The sequence below is a fragment of the Paraburkholderia sp. GAS206C genome (genome assembly GCF_050435645.1).
Classification (GTDB): domain Bacteria; phylum Pseudomonadota; class Gammaproteobacteria; order Burkholderiales; family Burkholderiaceae; genus Paraburkholderia; species Paraburkholderia phenazinium_B.
On sequence record NZ_JBNDKR010000019.1, the window covers coordinates 60,898 to 87,682 of the forward strand.

At 56.3% G+C, this 26,785-nt stretch carries 21 protein-coding genes and 1 pseudogene; 13 read left to right on the forward strand and 9 right to left on the reverse strand.

Annotated elements, in window-relative coordinates; all coding sequences use genetic code 11:
* The first annotated feature begins 43 nt into the window (after nt 1-43).
* Entirely contained in the window at nt 44-724 is a 681-nt protein-coding gene (locus P3T20_RS36600; protein WP_074267538.1) for a response regulator transcription factor, read from the forward strand.
* A gap of 49 nt (nt 725-773) precedes the next feature.
* On the opposite strand, the gene P3T20_RS36605 is transcribed toward P3T20_RS36600, so the two are convergent.
* Nucleotides 774-1,199 carry a response regulator transcription factor gene (locus tag P3T20_RS36605; protein ID WP_083611627.1) on the reverse strand — a complete coding sequence of 142 codons (426 nt, stop codon included), beginning with the start codon at nt 1,197-1,199 and terminating at the stop codon, nt 774-776.
* Between the two features lie 580 nt (nt 1,200-1,779).
* Here P3T20_RS36605 and P3T20_RS36610 point away from each other — a divergent pair.
* The 9 genes from P3T20_RS36610 (at nt 1,780) to P3T20_RS36650 (ending at nt 12,933) form a co-directional block, all read left to right on the forward strand.
* Nucleotides 1,780-2,169, forward strand: a complete 390-nt coding sequence (locus P3T20_RS36610) for a DUF3331 domain-containing protein (protein WP_083640394.1) — start codon at nt 1,780-1,782, stop codon at nt 2,167-2,169.
* A gap of 100 nt (nt 2,170-2,269) precedes the next feature.
* Nucleotides 2,270-2,476, forward strand: coding sequence for a hypothetical protein (locus tag P3T20_RS36615; RefSeq protein ID WP_074267540.1), 207 nt, complete (start codon nt 2,270-2,272; stop codon nt 2,474-2,476).
* A gap of 961 nt (nt 2,477-3,437) precedes the next feature.
* Nucleotides 3,438-3,776: a hypothetical protein gene (locus P3T20_RS36620; RefSeq protein WP_074267541.1), complete on the forward strand. Its 339-nt coding sequence runs from the start codon at nt 3,438-3,440 to the stop codon at nt 3,774-3,776.
* 25 nt (nt 3,777-3,801) lie between these two features.
* Entirely contained in the window at nt 3,802-4,986 is a 1,185-nt protein-coding gene (locus P3T20_RS36625; RefSeq protein ID WP_074267542.1) for an efflux RND transporter periplasmic adaptor subunit, read from the forward strand.
* A 22-nt stretch (nt 4,987-5,008) separates the two neighbouring features.
* Complete coding sequence (locus P3T20_RS36630; RefSeq protein ID WP_429289445.1) at nt 5,009-8,194, forward strand: efflux RND transporter permease subunit; 3,186 nt, start codon at nt 5,009-5,011, stop codon at nt 8,192-8,194.
* A 1-nt stretch (nt 8,195) separates the two neighbouring features.
* Nucleotides 8,196-9,665, forward strand: coding sequence for an efflux transporter outer membrane subunit (locus tag P3T20_RS36635; RefSeq protein ID WP_074267544.1), 1,470 nt, complete (start codon nt 8,196-8,198; stop codon nt 9,663-9,665).
* A gap of 777 nt (nt 9,666-10,442) precedes the next feature.
* Complete coding sequence (locus tag P3T20_RS36640) at nt 10,443-11,162, forward strand: SDR family oxidoreductase (RefSeq protein WP_074267545.1); 720 nt, start codon at nt 10,443-10,445, stop codon at nt 11,160-11,162.
* A gap of 358 nt (nt 11,163-11,520) precedes the next feature.
* Nucleotides 11,521-11,844 carry an NIPSNAP family protein gene (locus P3T20_RS36645; RefSeq protein WP_074267546.1) on the forward strand — a complete coding sequence of 108 codons (324 nt, stop codon included), beginning with the start codon at nt 11,521-11,523 and terminating at the stop codon, nt 11,842-11,844.
* Between the two features lie 303 nt (nt 11,845-12,147).
* Entirely contained in the window at nt 12,148-12,933 is a 786-nt protein-coding gene (locus tag P3T20_RS36650; protein ID WP_429289446.1) for an SDR family NAD(P)-dependent oxidoreductase, read from the forward strand.
* A gap of 205 nt (nt 12,934-13,138) precedes the next feature.
* Here P3T20_RS36650 and P3T20_RS36655 read toward each other — a convergent pair whose 3' ends face one another.
* The 5 genes from P3T20_RS36655 to P3T20_RS36675 form a co-directional block, all read right to left on the reverse strand.
* On the reverse strand, nt 13,139-14,233 hold the full coding sequence (locus tag P3T20_RS36655) for a porin (RefSeq protein ID WP_429289448.1): 1,095 nt from the start codon (nt 14,231-14,233) through the stop codon (nt 13,139-13,141).
* 133 nt (nt 14,234-14,366) lie between these two features.
* Complete coding sequence (locus P3T20_RS36660; RefSeq protein ID WP_074267548.1) at nt 14,367-15,341, reverse strand: ABC transporter permease; 975 nt, start codon at nt 15,339-15,341, stop codon at nt 14,367-14,369.
* A 4-nt stretch (nt 15,342-15,345) separates the two neighbouring features.
* Nucleotides 15,346-16,275 (reverse strand): ABC transporter permease, encoded by a 930-nt coding sequence (locus P3T20_RS36665; protein WP_074267549.1) that lies wholly within the window; start codon nt 16,273-16,275, stop codon nt 15,346-15,348.
* The gene (locus tag P3T20_RS36670; protein WP_074267550.1) at nt 16,272-17,834 is read right to left on the reverse strand and encodes a sugar ABC transporter ATP-binding protein; all 1,563 of its coding nucleotides are present in this window, start codon (nt 17,832-17,834) and stop codon (nt 16,272-16,274) included. Before P3T20_RS36670 ends, P3T20_RS36665 begins: the two co-directional genes overlap by 4 nt.
* Before the next feature lie 60 nt (nt 17,835-17,894).
* The gene (locus P3T20_RS36675) at nt 17,895-18,971 is read right to left on the reverse strand and encodes an ABC transporter substrate-binding protein (protein ID WP_083611630.1); all 1,077 of its coding nucleotides are present in this window, start codon (nt 18,969-18,971) and stop codon (nt 17,895-17,897) included.
* Nucleotides 18,972-20,102: 1,131 nt separating this feature from the next.
* Here P3T20_RS36675 and P3T20_RS36680 point away from each other — a divergent pair.
* Nucleotides 20,103-20,351 carry a hypothetical protein gene (locus P3T20_RS36680; protein ID WP_074267552.1) on the forward strand — a complete coding sequence of 83 codons (249 nt, stop codon included), beginning with the start codon at nt 20,103-20,105 and terminating at the stop codon, nt 20,349-20,351.
* A gap of 1,267 nt (nt 20,352-21,618) precedes the next feature.
* Here P3T20_RS36680 and P3T20_RS36685 read toward each other — a convergent pair.
* Both P3T20_RS36685 and P3T20_RS36690 read right to left on the reverse strand, forming a co-directional pair.
* Nucleotides 21,619-22,593, reverse strand: a complete 975-nt coding sequence (locus P3T20_RS36685) for a quinone oxidoreductase family protein (RefSeq protein WP_074267554.1) — start codon at nt 22,591-22,593, stop codon at nt 21,619-21,621.
* 287 nt (nt 22,594-22,880) lie between these two features.
* Nucleotides 22,881-23,699 (reverse strand): annotated as a pseudogene (locus tag P3T20_RS36690) (EAL domain-containing protein); the annotation flags it as partial.
* Nucleotides 23,700-24,715: 1,016 nt separating this feature from the next.
* Between P3T20_RS36690 and P3T20_RS36695 the strand changes: the two are divergent.
* Entirely contained in the window at nt 24,716-24,946 is a 231-nt protein-coding gene (locus P3T20_RS36695) for a hypothetical protein (RefSeq protein ID WP_143787664.1), read from the forward strand.
* Between the two features lie 249 nt (nt 24,947-25,195).
* Here P3T20_RS36695 and P3T20_RS36700 read toward each other — a convergent pair whose 3' ends face one another.
* Nucleotides 25,196-25,858: a FadR/GntR family transcriptional regulator gene (locus P3T20_RS36700; protein WP_074267555.1), complete on the reverse strand. Its 663-nt coding sequence runs from the start codon at nt 25,856-25,858 to the stop codon at nt 25,196-25,198.
* Nucleotides 25,859-26,552: 694 nt separating this feature from the next.
* Here P3T20_RS36700 and P3T20_RS36705 point away from each other — a divergent pair.
* Nucleotides 26,553-26,785 (forward strand): alpha/beta fold hydrolase (locus P3T20_RS36705; protein WP_429289447.1); only part of this gene is annotated, 233 nt, incomplete at its 3' end.

Consider the following 26,785-nt stretch of genomic DNA (forward strand, 5'->3'; position numbering starts at 1 on the left):
GCCAACGGGACGCGGCCGCGTTCCGGTTTCGCGAGGTGGCCGAATGACTACTGGAACGAACTCCCGTAAAACAGCCGAAACCGCAGCAACCGAAGGCTCCGTCGTCTACATCGTCGATGATGACAAGGGAATCCGGCTTTCCCTTAGCACCCTTATGCGCTCAGTCGGCCTGCGGGTCGAAGCGTTCGAATCCCCGGACGAATTTCTACGGTGCCCGCCTGCCGCCGGACCAAGTTGCCTCATCCTCGACGTGCGACTCCGCGGAAAGAGCGGCATGGCGATTCACGAAGATATCGTGAATCGCGGCATGCGTATTCCCGTTGTATTCATGACCGGTCACGGAGACATCGAGATGGGCGTGAAGGCAATGAAGGCCGGCGCGCAGGACTTCTTTGCGAAACCGTTTAAGGACCAGGACATGCTCGACGCCGTTGCTCAGGCTCTGGCGCGAGACAACGAGCGGCTCGCGGCAGAAGCCGCGCTGGCCGATCTGCGTGCGTTATACCAGTCCCTTTCGCCGCGCGAGAAAGAAGTGATGGGCTTTGTGCTTTCCGGTCTTCTGAACAAGCAGATTGCCTATGAGATGAACCTGAGTGCGATCACGGTTAAGGTTCACCGTGGACACGTCATGCGTAAAATGAACGCGTGCTCGATGCCGGATCTGGTCCGCAAGGCCGAATCGCTCGGTATAGGGCCCTCTCTGCCTCGCGGCGATCATCATTGAGCGTCATCGTGTCAGGTAATTCGGACTTCTTCTCAGCGCCGTTCCATCGCTAAGGACTACCAAGTGCTACCGAGAGCCAGTGAGTCAAAGTGGCTGTGTCATAAGGTTTCGGCAGCAACACGAGTGCGCCGGCACTCACGACTTGCGCCCGTAGAGGTGAGCTCGGACAGGCGGTGATAAATATGGTCGGTGGATTATGCCCCTGAGCACGAAGGTGCTCATACATCTCGATACCGGACATCCCTGGCATCAAAACATCGGAAATCAGGCAGGCGGTGTGAGCAGCATCCCCTGACGAAAAAAATTCCTCCGCCGACTTATACATGCGCACCTGCCAACCCAGCGACCGGATCAGGCTGTCCAGGGCATGACGAACCGCTTGGTCATCATCGACAATCGAAACAACAGGCGAAATTTGCAAAATGCCCTCTCGACCTCTCGTTTTAAGGGACGGCGTGAGGCCGGTGCAGTCCATCTCTTTTTCATCTGCAGATTAGCTTATAACCATGTGCGGCGACATGATACGAACGTATATGCGAATCGAACCAACTCTGCGGCAGTCTCGTCTTTGCGCAGATCGGCGCCGCGCATGAAGCTTCCTTGCCGCGCTTATACCCTCGTATATGCGACTTACCTCAATGCGGCGTCAGAATATCCTACCGGGGAATAGATTCGCTCTTCCGCAAGAGCTACTCTTCTCACATTGAGGCCACACACCGTTACGAAAGCGCAAAGCGTGCGGCGCGGCTTGGGCCAACATTGCTGCGGAACTGCCGCCCACCCCGTTTGAGCGTTTAACTTCTTCGAAGAGTCATCTCAATATGTGTCCAGTAGCCGTAAGTTAGTGGTCATTCGACCGTACTGCTAAATTTGATTGATCTTCACTCGTCGCTAAAGAGAGGAACGCGATGTTGAACGCTGAGTGCGATTCGCCCCTTGAGACATTCTTAAACAATGATTCTTACCATGCGTCTATTGGCCCCATGCTGCTAACGGCCGACCTCCTATCATCGCATCGGCCAGCCGGTCATACTTCAGCGGACCCTTGGACTTCGATGCTCGCAACCATCCGTGAGTTTTCTTCACCGCCAGATCCGAAGCGACAGCCTCCGCATTTGTCTAGGCGTTCCTGGTCCGATGGCGGCCAGCGCCTTCCACGCAAGAGCGACCGCGGGGAAGTGCGGCCTTATACGGTAAGGGTTGTGGAGGCATTGTCCAATTCGCGCTTCTCCCTGTGCTGGCACGATCCGACGCTTTGCAACTACGAGGAGCAGGTCTGGGTGCCGTGCCGCGCTCGCTCGTCCGGGCGTTGTGCCTTGTCTGGCAAACGTATTGGCCGCGGCGATTGCGTCTATCGACCCCGAGGCCGCGGACCATCGAGGCCACTCAACGGCGACGCCATGATTCTGGCCAGCGAGCTGGCCACGCACCGCGCAATCGCTTGAGACGCTGTGGGGAGGGGCGATTCGCGCTTACTGGTGAAGCATTGCCAGGGTGTTGCCACTGCAGTCGTGTACTCCAATATCAGGCCGCACGAGGTTTAGCATGAAGCTAGAGTCCGCCAAGTTTTTGCAACTGCGCCGTCTCGCTCCCGTTCTCGATGACGTATTAAGCGCGGGCGAGGTTGAGTACGCGGAGCAGGCCTTGGGACTTGCTTTACTCGCCCAGCTGTGTTTACAGTTGTTCGACGCGTACCAGCGCCAATACCCAGACGAGATCGCGCAAGCGCGGCTTGACGCTCTCCATCTGTAGTAGCGCGTCAGCGCGAGAGAGGCAGCCTACGTGGTCATTCCTTTGTGTGACCGTGCTTGCGTTCGCCTTGAGATTGGCAGACGTATTATCTCCACTTGTTCGTCGTATGAAGGACCGGACACTAACTTCGGTACGCGGTCAGTTCACCAATCCCTTCCTGCATTGCCGTTACCACACCGACGCAAAAAGAAGCGGCCTCTTCGCGCCGAGGCATTCCAGGCGTGGGAAAGCGTGACGCGCGCTCCGGTGCTGTAGCGATACTCTGATTAGAGTCGGCGTCTTTATACACAGTGTGTTCGAGAGCGTGCCGTTCGATAACGTGACAATGCCAGGGGTTGACCGACGGCGCGTCTTTGGAGGGTGTGCCGTTCCGTTTCCATTCAGAGGAAGGCATGGGAATACCAGATGCTCTTCGGATAGAACTGCGGGAGCGACTGTGGCAACTAGCGTAGTGACGGAATTTCGGAAAGGGCAACGATCGTGACAGACCCAAAATTGACGTGAGACGTTTCTTTGCTCGCCTGCGCGAAATGTCGAAATTGAACCTCGAAAAAGTCACGTTCGAGGTTAGCTATGCCATACCGTTATTAAAGACATGACGAAACGGGGGTCCTAATTTGATGCAAGAAGAACGAGAATGATTAGACACCGTATTTGATTCGGCTCTAGCAATATAGGATCCTTTATGTTCTCGGTTGTTGGAGTCGTCAACTAGGTAAGAGGCGGTGGCGCCCGGTCGACTCTAGTGAACGGATGTGACGTTCGCGCTGTTATTCTAAATCCCGAGAAGGTGTCTTCGTTGGTGCCAGGTGTGATGACGCGAATACCATTCGCAGCGAATACCGTATCGATGTTGAAGATCGCAATGATAAACGTCGTGGCGTATCGGAAGTGACTCTTCAGCCAGAGACTGTACAGAAACATTGAGCGGTTCGCCAGACGACAGGCGAGCGTAGCTTTCGTGTCGGTCGTCCGTCTTTATTTTGATTTCGCACGAGATGCACATGGGCTTGTGACGCGCATCGGCGCTGCCATGACGAAACTGCATCTGAAAGATGCCATCTTTGCTGTCGGAAAAGCGGACTTGCTGGGCCAGAATGCGTGTGATGTCGTGATGGCATTCAATCGCTTTTTTTACTTCGATGTGAGCGAAAAACTTTACACGCATCAGGTACAAGACGGGGTGACCGGGGCGCAGCGGGGCAGTGTCTCAGGAACCGAGGATCAGGCAAACGAAGTAGCGATACTTTCAAATCGACGAGGGTCAAGTAATGTCTCAACCAACGACACATTTCTTTAAACGAAAGCGAATCGTACTCCAGATAATGACGCTGGCGGTCGTCGTGGGCAGTAGTCTGCTGCTTAAAACGCATGCATCCGCTTCGGCCGATTCGGTGAACGCCGCGCCAGCACCTCAGGTGACAGTAGCGCAGGCCCGTACGTTTCAGGTGGATGACCGTCAGGTATTCACCGGCAGATTACAGGCCGTCGACACGATTGACGTACGACCACGAGTGAGCGGATACGTGGATGAGGTGCTGTTCAAGGAGGGCACCCGGGTACACAAGGGCGACGTACTGTTCCGGATCGATCCGCGTCCTTATCGCGCCGAGGTAGACCGTCTGACAGCGGAACTCGCGCAAGCTCAGGCGGAGGCGGTGCAAGCCCGGTCCGATTCGGATCGAGGTAAGCGATTGCTGATGCAGAGTGCCATTTCGCGCGAAGCGTCGGAGCAACTTGACACCGCGGCAAGCACATCGCATTCGAAGGCGCTTGCGACCGGCGCCCAGCTCGACGCGGCGCAACTGAATCTCAGCTTCACAGACGTGCGTGCGCCGATCGACGGGAAGGTCAGCTATGCGATGATCACTGCCGGCAACCTGGTCACGCCAGATGCGGTCCTGACCCGCGTCGTCAGCGTCGACCCCATCTACGGATATTTCGACGTCGACGAACAGAGCTACCTTACGCTCCAGCATTTTCGCGATGACGGTCATAGCGTGCCCGAAGTTGCAATGGCCCTCGCGGACGAGCACGACTTCACGCACGTCGGTCATCTGGATTTCGTTGACAATCAACTCGACTCTGGTTCGGGAACCATTCGCCTTCGAGCTGTATTTCCCAACGCGCAAGGTGCGTACACGCCAGGACTCTATGCACAGATCCGCCTTCAGGAGAGCCATCCGGTGCCGCGCATCCTCCTGAGGGACACGGCAGTGGGAACTGATCTGGGGGATCAGTTTGTTTACGTGGTCGGGCCAGATAGCAAGATCATCTACCGCAAGGTGTCGACAGGTCCAGTCTTTGCCGGCTTGCGCGTCGTCGAAAGCGGTATTCAGCCAGGCGAGCGGGTGGTCGTTGATGGCCTGCAACATGTTCAACCGGGCATGGTGGTACTGCCGATCACCGTCTCAATGGATGCGCAGCTCAACGACCGCCAAAAGGCTGAGCTCGCAAGTGTAACCAGACCGGTTGCCGGATCTGGCACAACCGCACTGGCTGCACGATAGCCGCTTCATCGAGACTCAAGTCATGAAAGGTATAGCTAATTATTTTATCGACCGACCGATCTTCGCTGGTGTTTTGTCGGTTCTGTTCGTGATCGCTGGTGCCATTGCGCTAGTGATGATGCCAGTCAGTCAATATCCGGACATCGTACCGCCGACTGTTGTCGTGCAGGCGAACTACCCGGGGGCAAGTCCCGAGACGATTGTGCAGACCGTGGCCACACCTCTTGAGGAGCAGATCAACGGCGTCGAACACATGCTGTACACATCGTCGCAGGCGACGAGTGACGGACGGCTTGCGCTGACAGTTACCTTCGCACTCGGCACCAACCTCGATACGGCGCAGGTTCAAGTGCAGAACCGGGTGGCGCAGGTGTTATCGCGCCTGCCCGATGAGGTTCAGCGCCTCGGCGTGACGACCCAGAAGAGTTCGCCGGAGGTCACACTGGTAGTGCATCTGGTGTCGACGAACCATCGCTATGATGGTCTCTATCTCTCGAACTACGCCCGCACACACATTCGCGATGAATTGTCTCGTCTCGATGGCGTCGGTGACGTGCAGATCTTCGGTGCGGGTGAATACAGCATGCGCGTGTGGCTGGATCCGCAACGTATGGCACAACGCGGACTGACGGCACCTGACGTTATAAAGGCGATTCGGGAACAGAACGTTGAGGTGGCAGCAGGCACGCTTGGCGCTCCCCCGATGCATACGGACGACGCATTTCAATTGAATGTGAATACTCAGGGGCGTCTCGTTTCCGAAGACCAGTTCCGCCGAATTATTTTGCGCAGCAGTGGCGACACGGGTGTCGTGCATCTTGGCGATGTCGCGCGCGTCGAACTCGGCGCGGACCTGTACGCGCAGCGTAGCCTGCTGAACAACGATCCGGCTGTTGGTATTGTGTTGTTCCAGCGCCCAGGCAGCAACGCGATCCAGACGTCGAACGAGGTCATGACGACAATGAAACGCCTGAAGGCGAATTTTCCGGAGGGTCTGGACTTTCGAATCATCCGCGACGATACGCAGTTCGAGCGGGCGTCCATCGAAGCGGTCGTTCATACGCTTTTCGATGCAATTGCGCTTGTGGTGCTGGTCGTTATTCTTTTCCTGCAGACGTGGCGTGCATCGATCATTCCACTTATTGCGGTGCCCGTGTCGCTGATCGGCACGTTCGCTGTTATGGATGCAGTCGGCTTCTCGCTCAATACGCTGTCGTTGTTCGGGCTCGTGCTGGCGATCGGAATTGTTGTCGACGACGCAATCGTCGTGGTTGAAAACGTTGAGCGGCATATCGAGCTGGGACAGAGTCCGAAGGAGGCGAGCCGACGTGCGATGCGGGAAGTCACTAGCCCAATCGTTGCCACGGCACTGGTACTGTGTGCAGTGTTCATACCGGCTGCTTTTATCAGTGGGCTCACCGGCGCGTTCTATCGCCAGTTCGCGCTAACGATCGCAATCTCGACGGTGATCTCCGCGTTCAACTCCCTGACGCTGAGCCCGGCGCTTGCCGCAATACTGCTCAAGTCTCACGACGCGCCTAAAGATGCGCTGACAGTATGGATCGACCGCCTGTTCGGCTGGTTATTCAGACCCTTCAACCGGCTGTTCGTGACTGGCGCGGGTCGTTACGTCGGCGGTGTGAGTCGGGTGTTGGGCCGTTCGTCGGTTGCGCTTGTGGTGTATGGCGGTCTGATTGTGCTCGCGGCGGTCGGCTTTATGCGAGTACCGACTGGTTTCGTGCCGACGCTCGACAAGCAACTCATTCTCGCATTTGTCCAGTTACCGAGCGGCGCGTCACTCGACCGCACGGAAGGCGTCGTGCGCGAGATGACTGACATCGCAGCTCATCAGCCTGGCGTCTGGCGCTCCGCGTCATTTCCGGGTCTGTCGATCAATGGCCTCACGAATAGCAGCGATTCGGGTGTGATCTTCCTTCTTCTCAAGCCGTTTGAGGAACGGAGGGATCCGTCGCTGTCGGCCGACGCGATCATTGCTGCGTTGAACAAGAAGTATGCGGCTATCTCTGGCGCCAGCATTGGCGTCGTGCCCGCGCCGCCGGTGGACGGCATGGGCGAGACGGGCGGGTTCCGGATGCAGATTGAAGACCGTGCTGGCTATGGTTCGATGGAAATGCAACGCCAGATTGATAAACTCATTGCGCTAGGCGCGAAAGAGCCCGCATTGAGCCCGCTCTATTCGAGCTTCGACGCACGCGTACCGCAAGTCCGCGTGGACATAGACCGCGAGAAGGCGAAGCTTGAGGGTCTCGACATGACCGACGTCGCCGACACGCTTCAGGCGTTCACGGGCACCTTCTACGTGAATGACTTTAACCGCTTCGGTCGCACGTACCAGGTGAATCTCTCCGCTGAACCGGACTTCAGGCGCACGCTTGACAACATCGGGCAACTGAAGGTCCGTAACTCTTCGGGGGTCATGGTGCCACTAGGCTCGTTCGTGTCAGTGCAGCGCACCGTCGGGACGGAGCGTTCGATGCACTACAACGGTTATCCCACGGCGGAAATCAACGGCGGCGCCGCGCCGGGTTACAGCACCGGACAGGCACAGGAAGCGATGGAGCGCATTGCGCGTGAGAATCTGCCGAGAGGGATGACGTTCGAATGGACCGATCTGACGTACCAGCAGATCCTTGCGGGTAATACGGCTGTACTCGTATTTCCTTTGTCCGTGCTGCTGGTGTTCCTCGTGCTCGCCTCCCTGTATGAGAGTGTTTCGCTCCCGCTGGCGGTCATCCTGATTGTACCGATGGTACTTTTGTCAGCTATTGGTGGCGTGTGGCTCACACATGGCGACAACAATATATTCACGCAGATCGGTTTGATCGTGCTGGTAGGCCTCGCGTGCAAGAACGCAATTCTTATCGTGGAATTTGCACGCGACGCACAAGGACGCGGTATGGATCGCAAGCAGGCAGTCCTTCAGGCAGCGCACCTGCGTCTGAGGCCGATCCTGATGACATCGGTGGCATTCATCATGGGTGTTGTTCCACTGGTGTTGGCTCACGGCGCGGGGGCGGAGATGCGACACGCGATCGGTGTGGCGGTGTTCGCTGGGATGTTAGGCGTGACGGCGTTCGGATTGGTGTACACGCCTCTTTTCTATGTGTTGGTACGCGGGTTCGTGGAACGGCGTGAGGCGCGCCGCAGTAAGGCTATCCAAAGCGCGCCGGTTCTCGGGGAGCACTGAAATGAATAGGCTGAATCCTTTCTCGGCGGTTGCAGCAATCCTGTCTGCGCTGGCGCTCGCTGGGTGCGTGTCCGTCGGGCCCGATTACCACGCCGCCGCCCCAGCGGTACCGAAGCTGCTCAACGTCGATCCGATGCGTGAGAACAACGGGAGCTTCCAGGCACAATGGTGGAAGCAGTTTGGAGATCCGACGCTTGATGCCCTTATACAGATGGCGGCGCTCGATAACCTCGATCTACGCGTTGCACAGGCACGCCTCCGTGAGTCGCGGGCCTTCGTAAGCGGCGCGGAGTCGGCGGAGATTCCAACCGTTTCGGCTGGGACCAGTTTTGCGCGCACCTATGGTCAGTATCCGGGAATAACCACGGACCAGGTTAGCTACGACGAGTATCGCGCTGGGTTCGATGCCAGTTGGGAACTTGATCTGTTCGGTGGCATCCGACGCGAAGTGGAATCGTCGAAGGATGAACGCGATGCACGGCAGGCGGCATTGCGCGGCGCCCAGGTTTCCGTCATTGGCGAAGTGGCCCGTAATTACTTCATGATGCGCGGTTCACAGGCACGAATCGCCATTGTCCAGAACGACATCAAGACGCTCCAGGAGACGCTGCGTCTCGTGCAGGCGCAGGCGAATGTTGGCACGGGCTCGGAGCAGGATGTCGCAAGCGCGGGCGCTCGGTTGAGTGCAGTGGAGGCGCAGTTGCCCAATCTCAGGATAGACGAGCAGACCGCACAGTTCCGGCTTGCGGTGCTGCTTGGCAAGCGCCCCGGCGAACTTGACGTCGATTTGTCGCCGCGCACTTCCGAGCCAATCGCCGTGAGCCTACCCATGGGGTCAATAGGCGATGTGCTTGCGCGTCGACCTGACGTGCAGGAAGCGGAGCGTCGACTGGCGGCATCGACCGCGCGTATCGGCGTTGCGGAGGCCGACTTCTATCCGCATGTTTCACTGGTCGGATTTCTCGGCTTTCTCTCGAGCCAGGGCACGGATTTCTTGACGGCGGGTTCGCAGGCATGGTCGATCATGCCGGGTATTACCTGGGATGGTTTGAATGTACAGCGCGTGCGTGCAAACCTTCATGCGGCGCAAGCCCGCTCGGACGCTGCGCAAGCCGCTTACGAGCAAAGCATTCTTCTCGCTATCGAGGACGTTGACAGCGCGCTCACGTCTTACAACGAAACTCATGCTCGGGTCGGCAAACTGATCGATCAGTTTTCGCAGAGTCACCGCGCAGCTGATCTCGCGCGCGTCCGCTACCGGGAGGGATCGACAGGTTTTCTGGAACTGCTCGATGCCGAGCGGGTAGAGCTCGCTGCGGGGGATGATCTGGCGCAGGCCGAGTCGGATATTAACGTACGCGCTGTGGCACTGTACAAGTCACTCGGCGGAGGGTGGGAAGCCTGTGGGGGTGATCGTTGCGATGCACTTGCGCTGACCCAGACCTCAACACAACCCTCTACGGCGCGCTGATCTGGCCGCCTTAACCTCAGCGGCGGTATCAACGTTGAGAGCATTCCGTACATTGATCGCCTCGTTTTCTGTGCCGGAGGTCGCTGGTTGAGACTGGCGGCCTCGATTTTTTTTGCATTTTCAGGTTTTTGCGCAAAGCTCTGCGCGCCATCCATAGATCGTTCGGCGCCTACCTGATCTCCTCGTGACAGGCCAGCGCACCGCCTTAGCATCATGCGCCTTCCGATACCCGATATCCGGCGTGCGCCGTGACAACGTGGGTTGTTGCTTCCCCGCGATTGTCGTCGCATCGCCCTCAATCTGCCAATACCTCTGAAAGATCGCTGGCAGCACCACGGAGCGTTCGAATTGCAAAGGACCTCGGGAAAGACCTGATCACGCAACTGGATTCTTCGATACGCCGTGAGACGATACGATAAGCCAGTAGTCAATTACACACCTAAAGTTGCTTCGCAGGGCTCACGGGCGGATGTGATCTAAGCGAAGTACGAAGACCGAGGGAAGTGACTTCTTCTACTAGATGAAACTGGGAGGTGGTGTCAGGTTGGCCGCATACCGGCGGCTGGTACAACTCGGGACCTTTGGGGCAGATATGAACGAGCGCGGCTCCGGTTCCAGTCGGGACCAGACGATAACCCATCGGTTGTTGCCAGCCTCAAGCGAAGAGTAATGGAGCCTGACGTCACAGTGCGGAGCAATGTGGAATGGACAAATCTATTGTGATGGCAATGATTCAAAAAGTCAGACTGGAGTTTTTCTAACGTATCGGAGGAAACGGTGTCGCTTAAAGATAAACGGATTGTGATTCTCGGTGGATCGTCGGGACTCGGTTTCGCGACGGCGAAAGCAGCGGCAGATGAAGGTGCACTCGTGGTCATTGCATCTAATAGTCAGGCGCAGATAGAGCAGGCGAAGGACAAACTCCCCTCGAGTGCTGAAGGGCACGTGATCAACCTGCTGGATGAGGACAGCATCAAGTCATACTTTGAAAAGATCGGAGCATATGATCACCTCGTGTATACCGCCGGCGATCCTTTGCGAGCGGTCAATCAGAAAGACATGAGCTTTGAGGAAGCGCAAAGGTTTTTTGGAGTTCGCTACTGGGGCGCCTTTCTGGCCACAAAATACGGTGCAGGAAAAATTCGCGAGGGTGGCTCGATCGTCCTTACTTCGGGGATGACATCGCAACGCCCTCTTAAGAGCATGTCGGTGGTTTCGAGCGTCTGTGGGGCGGTTGAAGCGCTCGCGCGTGCCCTTTCAGTAGAACTGGCGCCGCTGCGGGTCAATGTAGTTTGCCCAGGAACGGTCAAGACTGAACTTTGGAATACCTTTCCCGAGGCCGCCCGTGAAGCGATATTCCAAAGTGCGGAACAGAGTCTGCTCGTTAAGCATGCCGGTGAACCTCATGAAGTCGCCGAAGCTTACCTCTATCTGATGCGAGGCGGCTTCACGACCGGTCAGGTAGTGGTAGCCGATGGAGGGTTAGCAGTAGGCTGAGGCATTGTCGCCATGTAAATGTACCGAGTGGCTTTGCGGTGACTTGCCGCTCGGCTCAGTCGAAACAGGGGGCATCCACGGAAAAGTAGCTAACGACGATGGATGTTTGATGCATCAATCACCACAACTTACATAGGACTATTTAGGAAATGACTATTGCGAAAGATTCTGTGTAGCCCATCCGTTTGAAGCGGACGAAGTGGTGGCAGCCCATCTGTAATTGATTCGCAATGGCGGACGTCGATCGTAGACGCCGCGTTAGAGTGGAGTCAGGAAGGCGAAAATCCCTGCACTGACAGTCGTAATAAAATTAGTTATCCAAATGTGTTTTCCACATGAAGAAGGGAGGTTGATTGAGATGTTCTACGAACTGCGCACCTATATCTGTACGCCCGGTCGGCTCCACGCTGTCGCGGAACGATTCGAACATCCGGTACTGGGTATCTTTCATGAACTGGGCATCCAGACAATCGGATTCTGGACCACCGAAGCAGACAGTAAGTCCGAACTGATTTATCTGCTGAAGTGGAACAGCGAGGCCGAACGCGCCGAAAAGATGGGGGCGTTTCTGAAAGACCCACGCTGGCTGGAAGCGAAGCTGAGTTCCGAGCGTGACGGCCCGATCGTCGAATCGTTCTCGGCGAAAACATTGACGCCCACTACGTTTTCCGCGCTGCGATGAGAAAACGCGGGACGCCTCAATCCGAATCTCAGGTAACGGACATTCGAACGAAAGAGACATCCCTGAGTGAAGTCAACACGCAAGATGTGAGCTTTCTCGAGCATGAATGAGGGCTGAGCTTCGCTTACATCGTCGCTAACTGGTCCATTGGACTTTGTCTTGTTTTTGGGTTAGGTCCGCTCGCCATTACCGGCGAGCTGGCCAGCAAACACGTGGGTCTTGAGAAGGAATTACGTAGTCACCTTCGCGTCTTGGTGCCGCTTACGGCTCTGGACGCTAATGATACTTAAATGGAGATATGTTATGAACAGGCTTTCGAACAAGGTGTGTCTGGTTACCGGCGGGGGAGGAGCGATTGGACATGCGACAGCCAAGGCCTTCAAGGACGAGGGCGCAACGGTCATCATTTCGGATATCAGCGAGCGTCTGTTGGATGAATCCGCTGAAGAAATCGGGTGTTCGTCGGTGGTTCAGGATGTCACGAGCGAGGAGCAATGGACGCAGGTCATCGATGAAATCGAAAAGAAGCATGGTCGCATCGATGTTCTTGTGAACAATGCAGGCATTCTGGGGTCCACGGAGAACGTAAACCCGGAGACCACGCAGGTCGACGAATTCCGTCGCATCCAACTGGTCAACGTCGAGTCGGTGATGCTTGGGTGCCGTAGCGCAATTCCTGCAATGAAGCGTGCGGGCGGAGGGTCCATCGTCAACATCTCCTCGATTGCCGCAGTACTCGCAACGCCGTTTGAGGTCGCATATGGTGTGAGCAAAGCAGCGGTTCGCCACCTTAGTTGGTCTGTAGCGGCGCACGGCGCTCCGTTCGGCATTCGCTGCAACAGCATCTTGCCGGGCCAGATTGAGACGGGTGACGGCGGCATGATGGATTCGATTTTAAAGGGTGCTGCGCGTCGTGGCGAGTTTTCGGACCCGGAAGCAGCACGAGCCACGTTCACGGCGCTCATTCCGCTCGGTGCGCTTGGGACGCCACACGACGTTGCGATGGGGGCGGTCTACCTGGCCTCAGACGAGAGCCGGTATGTCAGTTCAATTTCGCTGCAAATTAGTGGAGGCTGGCTGGTGCTGTAACGGCGGATTCCGGCGTACTGAAAGCGTTCGAAACCGGTCGGAGACGGCGGTTGTTCTGCAAAGCGCGGGGCGAACCGCCGGCAACCGGAAAAGGCACACTCCGACCGTTCCCATTCATAGTAGTGTTGTCGCGTTGGTGGCAAGTTGAGGGTGACGCGGCGACAACTGCGGGCACGAAACGGACCACGTTGCCGCGGCGCCACCTTCAAAATGAGTGTGTGATGCCGACGCGAGTGACAACCTGGTTTTGCGTGCTGGATGGGTTGAAGGAGGTTATCTGCGCGTATTGGGCGGCCCCAGCGGCGTGTTGGTAGATTCCCATTACGTAGACGGACGTGCGCTTCGAGAGACTGTATTGCGCAATCAGGTTAACCTGGTGGTACTTCGGCGACGTGTCGGTTGCATGCTCGAAGCCGGTCGTGAATGTATATCCAGCTCCGATGATCAACGCGGAGTTGACCGAGTAGATACCCGATACCTCATAGTTTTGGAAGTGCAGGTCATGTCCTCCAGGGCCCGCGGCAAAATCGACGTTCGAATAGTCGGCCCCGACCTTGAGCGAACCAAGCACGTAGGCGGCGCCGGCCGACAGAGCACCCTGATAACGCGCGTTCGCGAGTGCGTCGCCGTAGATCGTGTTGACGTAGCCGCCGCTGCTGCCATAGCCGGCGACCGCCGTGATCGGATCGTTGATGCGAAGGTAGCTGACGCCCGCACTGAACGTGCCATGCGAGTAACCCGCGGCCGCACTGTACGAAGAGTTGTTGGAGAACTGGCCGGCAACACCCCCGAACGAGTAGTGACCCTCGAACGTAAAACCCACGAGATTGGGGCTCACATACTTGACCGCGTTGTTGATTGGGAATCCGTTGTCCAGATTATCCATATCGTTCGGGTGTGCGAAGTACCAGCCGCCATACTGGCCGTTCAGCGTGAACGGCTCGACGATGTCGACGGATGCATCCCATTGCTTGCCAAACGTTAGCTGACCGTATTGATTGGACTTGATGCCGACATAAGCATTACGGGAAAACGCCAGACCACCGCCCAAACCTCCCGTCGCCGCGTCAAAGCCGCTTTCGAGCCGAAAGATCGCCTGATTGCCACCACCAAGGTCTTCCGTGCCGAGAAGGCCCCACCGGCTACCGAGTGGAACGCCGCTTTGCATCTGCGTGAGCTTGCCACCGCTGCCGGGCACAACGTTCCCGTTTGAGCCGCTGACAACGTTGTTCGCGTAATCGATGCCGACGTCGATTACGCCGTAGAGCGTGACGGTGCTTTGGGCATGAGCGCCTGCCATTGCGAGCGCCAGCGGCAGTGCCGCAAGAGTGTTTCTTTTCACTACTGTCTCCTTGTAATGAGGCCGCGAGCGGCGGCCAGGTCTTCTTCGTGTCGAACTTCATGCGCTATGTCGCTTTGCGCAAGGCGACGTATCACCGGCTTCGAAATGTGAAGACAAGTGCGGCTAGCGCAATAATTGCTCCTTGGACCATGGCTTGACCGGCGGCGCCGAGTCCAAAACCGATTAACAGGCTAAAAAGGTAGGTAAGCATGAATGCGCCGACAGCCGGCCCCAGCATGCGTCCCTTACCGCTGCCGAAACTCACGCCACCGAGAATGACTGCCGCCAGCGAGTTAAGTACCAGGTCCTGACCGATGTTCGTGTTGCCCACCGAGACTGAGCCAACGAGCAAAAGAGCGGCCAATGCGGTTGTCAGTCCAGAGAAGATATGGGTAATCGACATGACGCGAAGGCTTGGTATGCCGGACACGGTTGCGGCGGTCGGGTTGGATCCAACCGCGTCTAGATAGCGACCGAACACGCACGTGCGCAAGCTAAGGGCGAATGGGATGAGCACTGCGACCCACACAATCGCCGCGATCGGAAGCGACCCGATGCGACCCGAACCCACGATCCGCAGAAGGTCGGGTGTTTCGCCGGGTTGATGGTATTGGCTCGCTGCAACGACGGAGCCTGTTAGGACGATGGCCATCGCGAGCGTGACGACTACCGCCGACGCCCGGAGGCGAGTGATGATCAGGCCGTTGATGGTTCCGATGAGTGCCCCCGCAAGCAGTGCCAGGAAGACCAGAGCGGGAACCGGCAGCGGGATTGCCCCGCTGGTGACTATCCAGATGACGACTACGACGACCCCACTGATTGAAAGGTCGATGGAACGACTCCGGACCACCAGAGACTGTCCTATGGTGACTACACCCAGGATCGCACCCTGCTTCAGGATTGCAAGAAGCAGCAACGGGGAGAGCAGGGCCGGGCGCGTTGCCCAGGCCACTAGCAGCAGAATTCCGAGGCCATACCAGGATGGCGGTTGATTAGAGAGAAAGCCATAGAGTCTGCGAGCGGCGCGTTGGCTATCGGGAGTTTGTTGGACTGTGATTGCTGGCATGGTATTAAAACCCTATGATCGTTCGACGCTGAAAGCTGATAGCAATGAGCAATAGCACCCCAGTAGCGGCAGATTGCAGGAACGCGTCGATACCAACAAGGTTCATTCCATTGCGCATCAGGCCCAAGGTGAGAACGCCGCAAAATGCTCCCACGGCACTGCCGATTCCGCCGGAGAATTGGACTCCGCCAAGCGCGACGGCTGTAATCGTTGCGAGTGCGAACTGCGCTCCTATGACGGGGTCGCCAGCGCCGATTCGACCTGTAAGTACAACACCAGCACAAGCGGCAAACAGACCTCCGGCAGCGTACGCTGCAACGATGATCTGACGGTCCGTTACGCCGTTAAGCGATGCGTTGCGCGGGTGTGCGCCGACCGCATAAAGGCGTAGACCAAAACGCGTACGGGCGAGAAGCCACCCTACGACTATCACGCAGCCTAGTAGCAGCAATATGCTGACCGGCAGGCCGGCGATAGTCGAGTTGATGAAGGCCGGTAAGAACGGAGGAGCAAGCCCTCCGGCCGTTGGGAGCCAGTACAACGCCAGTCCCTGGACGAACGTCATGGAGCTGAGCGTGGCGATAATCGGATGCATACGGGCCACGGACACCGCGAGACCGTTGGCGATACCGATGACACAACCCAATAAAAGAGCGAGTGCGATACCCGCGGTTGACCCGACAGAAGCGGAGGCGACGCAGGTAGTCAGACTGATTACTGAACCAACGGACAGGTCGATTCCGCCCACCAGGGCGACCAGCAACTGGCCCAATGTAGCAATTGCAAGCGGTGCGATCTGGGCCGAGAGATTAGAAAGATTGCCGCGATTCAGGAAATCGGTGGCGGCAAAGGAAAGCCCAACGATAAGCGCGATCGGCATCGACACGACGTAGGGTTTAAGGCCGGAGCGGGAGTTGGGACCGAATGGGTTCATTGCGTCTTCTCCGTTGATTGTCGCTGTGAGACGCCGAGCGCGTGCGACATGACAGTTTCTTCTGATGCTTGAGTGCCATCAATTTCAGCGACAATAGTGCCTGCCCGCACGACAAGAATACGGTCACACAGCCCGATGAGTTCTGTCAGTTCGCTGGAGCCGACGAGTACCGCTCCACCCTCGTCGGCAAATCCGCGTAGTAGCCGATAGATATCTGCCTTGGCGCCTACGTCTACGCCGCGGGTTGGCTCCTCGATGAGCAGGATGTCGATGTCAGCGATTAGCGCTCGTGCCAGTAGAACCTTTTGCTGATTCCCGCCAGAAAGGGTTGTGACAGACTGCTTTGGATGCTTTACCTTGAGACCGATCCGCGCAATGACGTCTTCTACAAGCGAAGATTGGGCTGAAGCGTGGCCGTATAGCGCACTATCCCGATAGGTGCCTATAACGACGTTTTCCGCAACCGAGAGATCCAGGTACAGGCCTTCCGCTTTGCGGTCGCCGGGTACGAAGGCTATCCCGTGGGCGAGGCGCCGCGCCACGCCGGCACTCGGGTCGACTGGATGGGCTTTGCCGACGCTATTGAATTTTTCAATCGTCGCATGCGGTGTTTGCATGAGACCTGCTGCGGCCCGGATGATTTCCCGCTGCCCTTGTCCCTCCAGTCCAACGAGTCCGACAATCTCTCGTCGGTTCAGATTCAAATTCACGGCGCTGCGTCCAGGACCGGAATTCAGGCGTTCACATCGCAACGCACTGGATAGCTGGCCAGACGACCTGTGCGGGAAGAGGTCCTCGATAGGGCGACCGACCATCAGCGTGACGAGTGTGTGTTCATCCAGTTCGCTGCAAGGAGTCGTAAGAACATGCTGCCCATCCTTCAGCACGGTGACGGTGTCGCACAATCGAAAGATTTCATCGAGTCGGTGGCTAATATAGAAGATGGATTTGCCTCTTGCCTGCAGGTCCTTGATGAGTGTCTCAAGCTTTTTCACCTCGGGACCATTTAGTGCTGCCGTAGGTTCATCAAAAATGAATACCGACGCATCTGTCGTGATGCCCTTGGCGATCTCCACGAGTTGCTGTTCGCTCACGGAAAGGCTGCCTGCGAGCGTCCCAGGATCGATGTCTACGCCGAGGGAGTTCAATGTACGACTCGCACGTTCATGCATTTGCTTCCTGTTGATCCATCCGCGCCTGCCAGACTCGCGTCCGATGAAAATGTTTTCGGCGATAGTCAGATTGGGCAGCAGAGTGAATTCCTGGAATATCGTGGAAATGCCATGCTCTCGGGCACTGCGTGGATTGCGCAGCGTTATGGTTTTGCCATGCATGCGCAATTCGCCGGCGCTCGGCCGATACACACCAGCGAGAATCTTCATGAAGGTCGACTTGCCAGCACCATTTTCGCCAGTCACGGCATGAACGGAGCCAGCGTGGCCGGCTATTGAAACACGAGAAACCGCGCGCGTATTTCCAAAATTCATGGAAATGTCGATGCCTTCGATAAGCGGTGGCCACGCCTTCCGATGCGGGGCTTTTTCAGCTTGATACAGCATGTTTGACTCCGTGTGTCAGGGACAGAATGCACATGGGAGGGACGCCTGCCGGGTTGGAGACTATTTGTTTTGATAGAGGTGCTTAAGCGTTGCATCCGGAAGCAACGAACCCACCCAGTAGGAGTCGTTCAGGTCGGGACGGTAATACTTGGTCAGGTTCTCGCGTGTGATGACTTCTCCCCCGTCGCTCCAGTAGCTTCGATACATCTGGTCACCTTCAAGGAGCAACAATGCCGCTCGAAGTGCGACCGGTCCCAGGGACGGAGGGTAGATATATGCTACAAACGGTCCCCCCGACTTCTGGGCGGCTCTGAGAAAGCCATTGTTGCCCTCACCCGTCACAGGAACTGGAGCTTTTCCGACTTCCTGGAAAACCTCCAGGCATCCTCGCGACATCTCACCTCCGGAGGCCCAGATGCCGTCGACCGGCTTTCCTGAAAGGAGCAGGCTTTCACATGCCTGTTTGCCCTTGGCATAGTTCCAGTCGGCATAGACTTCGGCAGAGACCGGCAACCTGGTTACTTTCAAGGACTGAGCGAGTCCCGCGTAGCGGTCAGTGTCTTCTGTGTTTCCGGCGATGCCACGAAACGCCCAAATGCTACCTTTGCCACCCAGTTGCTTTGCAAGCCAGTCGGCCATGATCTTTCCTTCAGGAGCCCCGCCGGATAACACGGCGACCGCGACCTGGTCTGAACTGGCGGTGGCCGTGAAGGTAACAACTGGAATCCCTTTCGCGGCCGCTTTGGCGATCTGCGCATTAATGGCGGTCGAGGAAACCGGCGATACTACGATGGCGTCGACGCCCTTCGTTATCTGATCTTCGAGGTCTGCAGCCTGTCTGGCGGCATTCGAATCACTCGATATCACCGTGAGTTTCCCGATTTCGGGATGCAACGTTGCCTCGTGGCGCACCTCCTCGGTTTCCTGGATTAACCATGTCGTAAAAAGACCAGGCATAGCCAAAACGACGTTGTAGGGAGGGCTTTTCTTGAATGCGCCAGCCTTGGTCAGTTGTGCGGAGGTCGGCTTGTATTGTGGATCCTTGAGATCGCCGACCTGCGCGGACGATGGCTGTGCAGCCGTTGCCGTCGAAATTAGTATAACTAATGAAATAAGAGGTGTTTTGAGAGAAATCACGATCTTGTCTCCTTGTTTGAAATTTAATCGTCAGCTATAGCAGCGTTGCGGGATGCTCGTCACGCATCAAGATGGACTCCATACATCAGCACTTCGCATTACGAGTGCGTACGTGGACATCGGGAGAATCTGGTGTCCGGCGGTCGTAGCGTGGCTTGGATCTCCATGCTGTCAGCGTCCTCTCAACCTTAAGCAAACCCAGCGAAAAGCGAAAATCGGCTGGTTGCGTTCACGCATCCCGGTCTGATGGTTTCGAGTTGTATTGCGTTCTCTTGTGGGGTGAGCATGACGTCGTCTCCTGGTTTCATCTATTGGAGGAAGGAACAGACCTCTCGTGTTCTAGATCATTCGGACAACGCTTGCCGACTGCTCCTGCGCTTCCGGCAACTGCTCATGTGAAGCAAGTGTAAGGATGTGTTCGATTTCAGACTTATCGGATCGTCTTGTGACGTATCGGATCGTCCAGTTCCGTCATGAGGTATTTCCCGGAGTTCCATGTGTTGCAATCGTCCGACGACGCTTGTAATTACGCACTTCCTCGTCGAGAGATCTGGTGGCGTGGCATGCACCAATACCAGGTTATAGAGGGAGGGGCGGCAGATGCGGATAGTGTCTAGTTGGAGCATCAACGCGCGCGATTCCCTGGATGAGCGCTGGCGTATGCGTTCCTGAGGGCTTCCGCAAAGGGTGCGGGACAGCCTGGGTCAAAGCATTGTGCCTGCTCGTCAGGATCGGCCCGCAACTATGGCCTCCATTCAGCCTTCGACTGGCACCACGCGAAACGCAGAGGACTTCGGGAAAATCCTGACTACGAAGCTGGATTCATGGATATACGACGGGACGTTCCGATAAGAAATAGGACCAACGTGCATCTACGATTGATTTACAGGATCGGCTGGTGCGAGCTTACTAAACCGACTGCACCGAACAATTTATATTTCGTTTAACGAATGTTTCCACCATGAGAAAACGTTGAGCGGATTGGTGTGAAGGTGGGTAACTGCGAGATGGGGACATTGAAGTTCGAGACCGGTTTCTGTGAAGGGAAGCGTAGGGCATGGCGGTGCGGAAGGAAAGGTCCTGTTGGGATATCCGTGCACGCATCAGATTTTTTCTTGAAAGGAGACATCAATGAAGCGAACGCGTCACCCTCTCATGACTGTCCAACTGGACGGCACAGAACTGCGTGCCGATTATTGCGAGCAGACCGGGCGTCTGCGGATTCTTCAGGGAGAGACTGTAGTTCGGAAGTGGCTTCCGCCCAATTCGTGGATTGCCATCGCATCAGTGGTCGGCTCCCGAAACTGGGGGACACGGCCGGACTGCAACGAACTGCAGACTGTGCTGGAGAGCCAGGCATCGCTGCTGCAGATCGGTTAGGCGCGTTGTGGCGCGCCTGGGTCCGAATTTCCGTTGAAGTGCTGAAAATTAGCTGCGTGGGCTGATAATCCAGTTGCTCGTTTTTAGTTTCGAAAGTGTTCTTGGTTGCGGGCTGGCGAACTGTGAGAGCGCGCAGTTTGGCGTACCTGTATCGATCGCCGCCGGTATCGACGTTATGAAAAACTCATGCTCGGACGCTCGATCTCCTGTGGATAAACGCTCCACATGCCGTCATCGTGAAGGAAGAAATAAATTGTCAACGCGCCTGTCGGCCGTAATGTCTCAACGCACACATATCGGCGCCGATTTGGACGTATGTGACCGAACCGGACTACCCGAGTCAGTGTTGCGGGATTCGCTCCAAGCCATCTAGCGACCAGGGAACGCAAAGAACGGTCCATCGTACTCATTGCTTTCTCCTTCAAGTTCGCATCGCGTAAACGCGATAATCCCATTAAAAGTTAAGGATTGCGAATTGTTTGTCATAAGGAGCGCGGTTATCTTGTCAGAGTTGTAGAGGCTCGTTGCAAATCAGGTTAAATTGCTACGAACTTAAGCGCGTTCGAGTGAGAATATATAAATTTCGTCGCCAAATGTCTGATCGTTGTTAAGATGACTTGGCGAATCCTGAGATTCAACTCTAGGCGTAGACTTGATTTTAGGGTTACCAGATCGTCTCGTCGTTTATCGAGGAATCCAGTTCTGTTATTAGGTATTACCCGGGGACAGAGGTGATTCATCCGGCTGGGATGCATGGTCGTGCGGTGAGAACGAGTGGTCGAGCGGCAAGTCAGGCGTCTCTCCCTGACATTGTGCTCGATGAAAGAAAAATAAATTTCGACACGCGTTGATATCGAGATTGTTGACAGGCGCTATAGACTGCGTGGATCGGTCGGCGTGGTGGGCGCGTCGACCGATCCACGCGACCCGATGTTGTTTTTTTAACGGGTCTTCCCACGGGCGGTGTCAATTGACCGCCCGTTTTTTTCTCACTAATCAAAAGATGCCCCTGTCCCTGGCTCGACAAGGGATGCTAGATGCGCGCTATGCGTGGCAGGCGCGCGGCCAAGGTTGTGTCAGAGGTGAACTAGGGCGTGTTGTGTAGCCTTGGCGAGGGTATGTACGACCAATAGAACGTTATACCGATCGGCATGGCGCGTTCGCTCGAGGGTGCTCGAGGGAACATAAAAATGTTTGATTGAAAGAGACCGTTCAGTGCTGGACGGAACGGTCCGATGATTCCACCTTGGTGTCCCTCTTGGCGCGCTTACGGCAAGAGAACGGTCGAACCGGTGGTGCGGCGGCTTTCAAGTTCGATGTGTGCCTTCGCAACTTCGGACAGCAAGTAGCGCTGGTTGATGCTGGTCTTGACCTTGCCCGACACCAAAACTTCAAACAACTCGGTCGACATCGCCTCGTAGTCACTGCGCTTGGCGATGTGTGTAAACAAGGTCGGCCGGGTAAAGAAGAGCGAGCCGCGTCCGACGAATTCGGAGGAGTCGATCGGTGGCAGCGGACCGGATGCATTGCCGAAGCTCACGAACAGGCCAAGCGGCGCGAGGCAGTCGAGCGAACCCGCAAACGTGTCCTTGCCTATCGAATCATAGACGACGGGCACGCCTGCGCCGTTTGTAATCTCGCGCACGCGCTTGGTGAAGTTCTCGCGCGTGTAGACGATGGCGTGATCGCAACCATGTGCCCTGGCGATTTCCGCCTTTTCGTCCGAGCCAACTGTGCCGATCACCGTCGCGCCCAGTGCCTTGGCCCATTGAGACACCAACAGGCCAACGCCGCCTGCAGCTGCCTGGATCAGGATCGTGTCACCCGCCTTGACAGGGTAAGTGCGTCGCAACAGGTATTGCGCGGTGAGCCCTTGCAGCATCACTGAAGCGGCCTGCTCATAGCTCAGTGCATCCGGCAGCTTGACGACCTGAACGGCCGGCAGCACCCGTTCTTGAGCATAAGCGCCTGGAGGGCGCGCCACATACGCAACCCGGTCGCCAATCTTCAGACCTGTCACGCCGGCGCCCACCGCCGTGATCTCACCCGCCGCTTCCATGCCGAGGCCGCCCGGCAGCGGCAACGGGTACGAACCGGTGCGGACGTACACGTCGATGTAATTGAGACCGACCGCATGCTGCTTGATGCGGATCTCGCAGTTACCCGGCTCGCCTACCTCGACATCGACCCACTTCATCACCTCGGGGCCGCCTGTCTTATCGAAACGAACTGCTTTGACCATGGTGTTTCCTATATCGACCAGAGTTAGACGGTGCCACGTTCAGCCCAGAAATGGCTCAGGCAAGAGACGCGAACACGAAACGGCTGTCATCCAGCTCGTCATATCGGAGACCGGAGCGACATCGTTTTGTTTATTCTCTCGCTAATTGCGAGCGACATAGCATCATGTCAGTAATGCCAAAATGGCATGAACCGGCTTTGCCGAAAGATTTTGCTGGATTGGATCGGCTTGACAAACCGTCTGTTGCGTAGGGCCTGAGATTGTGCGGCTCACCACGGGATTCGACATGAGCGTGATCTATCACAAGAAACCGCGATGTGGCCCGCGCGAATCGCCAGGCGGACCTCGTCCGCCACCATGCGAGCCGGTTGCGCGGTGGGTCGACCGAAGAAATAGCCTTGGCCGCAAGCAATCCCCAAGTCGCGCACGACGATCAGGTCCGCTTCGTTTTCGATTCCCTCTGCAACCAATTTGGCGCCGCTCGCGTGTGCGAAGTGCTGTATGGCACGAACAGCTTCGAGCTTAAGAAGATTGCTCGCGATGTTATGGATGAAGAACCGGTCGATTTTCACAATGTCCGGTTGCAATTGCACCCACAGATTCATGCTGGCGTTGGCGGTACCATAGTCATCAAGTGCGAATTGCGCACCAGCGGTACGCAAAGTCGTAAGCACCTGCAACAAGCTGTCGATGTCACGAATCGTGCTTTGTTCGGTCAACTCGATCACGATTCGCTCAGGGCTGATGCCTGACTCGCGCAGCAATGTGAGCACGTCGTCACTGGCCTCAGCGAATCGACGTATCGTATCCGCGCTGAAGTTGAGGAAGAGCTTGCCCGCACACGCGAGCTTAGCGAAGGTCTCAATGCAGGTACGTGCGGCAGCCTGCTCGAGTTCAATCACGCAACCTTCGGTGCTAGCCTGTGCGAAAAGGTCGTACGGGCTCTCGAGCGGGGAACCCGCTGGCCCCCGAATCAGCCCCTCGTAACCGAGAATCGCCCCGTCGTCGAAATTCATGATGGGTTGGAACACGGCAGACAACTGACCCCGATCGATAAGGTCCACGATACTGATCGCGTCGAATCCTGGGGATGGGCGAAGTGACATGGTAGTTGTCCGAAGCGGAGGGGTGTGGGTTGGTCGGAAGTTCTTCGAAAAGATTTAAATGAAATATTCGTGATACACGCGTGCCTGAGAGAACTCCGGATCAAGTAGTGGACCTGCGCAAGATACCTAAATTGCGATTTCCATGTAACGACTCTCCAATAGATGAGCTAGGCAACACGTGCTCCGCGAATCGTACTGGAGGTGCCGGAAAAATTTAACACGTATTTCATCATGGGCAGTCATTTTCCGGATTAGAACTACCTCGATGGCATACCTAAAATGACAGCCCTGCATGGCGATCGCGAACGGATAGGTCCTTGCCGGTGGATCATGTTATCAGCCGGTCCCAGATTTTTCACCAACGTCGATTTTCTGTATCGTCTCATCCGGCGGCAAAGGGTTTTGGTTTCCTGTCCGAGAAAATTCCGGCTCGCGTCGTTCTATCTGTCCCGCAAGGTCGTTGATATTTGTCGTAGTCGCCATCGCGCTGGATTCGGATGTGATTTTTTTAAATGGTTAGCAAACCGAAGGAAATGTGAGTGTTTTTAATACGTCCGCAGTCATAGCTTGATCTACGGGAGCTGTATTTCGCAAAAGATAATTGCTAGTGAGACAACCCGAGGGGCGAAGCGCCGCGACCTTAAGAGCAGCAAGAATACGGAGTTGGATTTCCAGATATGCGACGGGACGCTCCGATAAGCCCGGAGCCATACATTCACCTAGAATCAATGCACAGGATTTTCGGACGGTCGTTGCCGGACGGCGTTGAGAGAAGCGATGTCGGAAATTGATCGGATTGCAGATTAAACGCAGCAACGATCGGAAGGTGCGGTCTAGTTAATCGGTGCAGTTGGTCTTGGCGTCGTCCGTCGACCATGAGCCGCTGCATGTGAAGATCCGACAGATGACTCTGTAGATTGATTTTTTGTCGGGTTCGTCAGGCAAGCAGCGGCTTTGCTTATCGGGAGCGAGCGATTGGCCGTGCATATCGGAAGCATTGATAGGAGTAGAAAGCAATGAAACTCAACAACAAAGCTGGGTCGAAGGTTGAAAACCTCGGTGCCGACCGGCGAGATCCAAATGCGGATCCAGAAACACTGGAAGGTGCGAGTAGTGAAGCTGCAGCTCAGTCACCCAGGTCGACGCAAAATTGGGCATGGCTTGCGGACAGTAGTCGTTATGATTGGATGGATTCGCATACCCCATCATTCGACCCCGAAAGTTGGAACGACACGTCTTTCGATTAGCAATGACCGGTTACAAGGCAGCCCCATTTCCGCGAGGCAGAGGCCAGTGTCCGCCGCGGGCATCAGATGCACCTTCCGACCGCCTCCGGAGCGGTACAGTGCCGACACCGCACGAAGCAATCATGCCGGAGCGAATGAGAAACGTCTTATGTAGTCCCGCATCTGGAAATACGGACGCTGCCGCGGGTATCAAAGAAAATGGTCGGGTGCACAGGCCCCGACCTGATTGCGTGGATTTGCTACGCGAGTCTAGTCGCGATTGGCAATGTATTTGCCAATCTGCTCGATATGGGTTTCCATTGCACGACGAGCTGCTGCAGCATCTCGTCGAAGAATACTGCTCACGATTGCGCGATGCGCAGCAACTGTGACCTCAAATCGTTCGGGCGTAACTGCGAAGTACTTGACCTGGCTCCAGGACGGTGACTGCCTGACCTGATGCAAAGCCTTGAACGTGAAAGCAATGAAGCTGTTGTGAGTTGCCTTCGCGATCGCCATGTGCAGGTTCGCATCCCAAAAGTCGACCGATTTGACATCTTTAGCGTTCTCGCACTCAAGCATGCATTTCTCGATCGATGCGAGATCGGCCGCTGTTGCGTGAAGCGCCGCATGCTCTGCTACACCAGGTTCAAGTAGAAGGCGAGCCAGGTTCAGGTCGGCCGGACTGATGTCGGCAAGATCCTCTTGCTCGAAGCTGGGTGGCAAACTGCCGGCAACAAAGGTTCCCCGTCCCACACTGCGGACGATCATCCCTTCGCGCTCAATGTTGGCAAGCGCCTTTCGAACGCCGCTTCGAGGGATTCTGTACTCGACAGCGAGTTCTCGCTCTGTAGGCAAGCGCCCCTCCGGAAGAAAGGCACCGTCCGCAATGCGCTGCGACAATGCAGCCGCGACAGCTTCAAAGTCTTCCATATCAGACCTTCACCATAGTTGTCATTCCTCTCGCGTTTTGTTCGATTATAAGGCACTTAGCCCGTCGTAAACCAATTTTTCAACCGGTTTGCGGAAAGGTTCACTCGTGTTGGTAGAGCCTAGCACGCGCAATAGGGGCGTGGGATTGGTCGGGCATCTGGATTGCATGCATGGGCGCTGAAAAATGGACTTTCTGATAACGGAGCGCCGACGGGTCATCGGGCATCTGAAATGTTAGGGACTCCCGCAGAAATTCAGACACTGAGCTAGATTGCCGGATACGCGACTGGACAATCCGATAAGCGTCCGATTGGACACCCTCCTAGAATTTGTTCACGGGATTCACGGTGCCTGGATGTTTAACGACGGTTCGGGCACCTTGGGACAGTTCCCTCCTCGAAAAGATAAAACCAGGAGACGGTGTCATGCTCATCGCACACGAGAGCCCAACGCAATGTCGATCGTCAGTCAGGATATGAGCGAGCACGGCCGTTCGACGACCGTCGCGACAGGCTGCACCTGCCCGAGAGACCGACAGGCGATGTCGGGTGACGTGCCCGTCACTACGTTTTCGACGCTGTTGCAAAGACAGGTCATTGCGACTTCGCCGGAACAGCGAAGTCACACTTCATAAAAAGCGGCGCCCTGACGCACCGATCACCTTCGATTCACAAAACCTATTCAGGAATGACATATGAAACTCAAATACGATGACGTAGGAGCAGGTACGCCGGTCGTGCTCGTGCACGGACTCGGCGGCACGGGTAACGTTTTCGGAGCCCAGGTTGCGGCACTCTCGCCCAGCTTCCGGGTTGTGGTTCCGGACGTCCGCGGCTGCGGCCGCAGCGACAAGGCACCGATTTCCATCGATGCGCTGGTCGCCGATGTCGTGGAGCTGATCGACGGTGCGGGTTTTGAAAGTGTCCA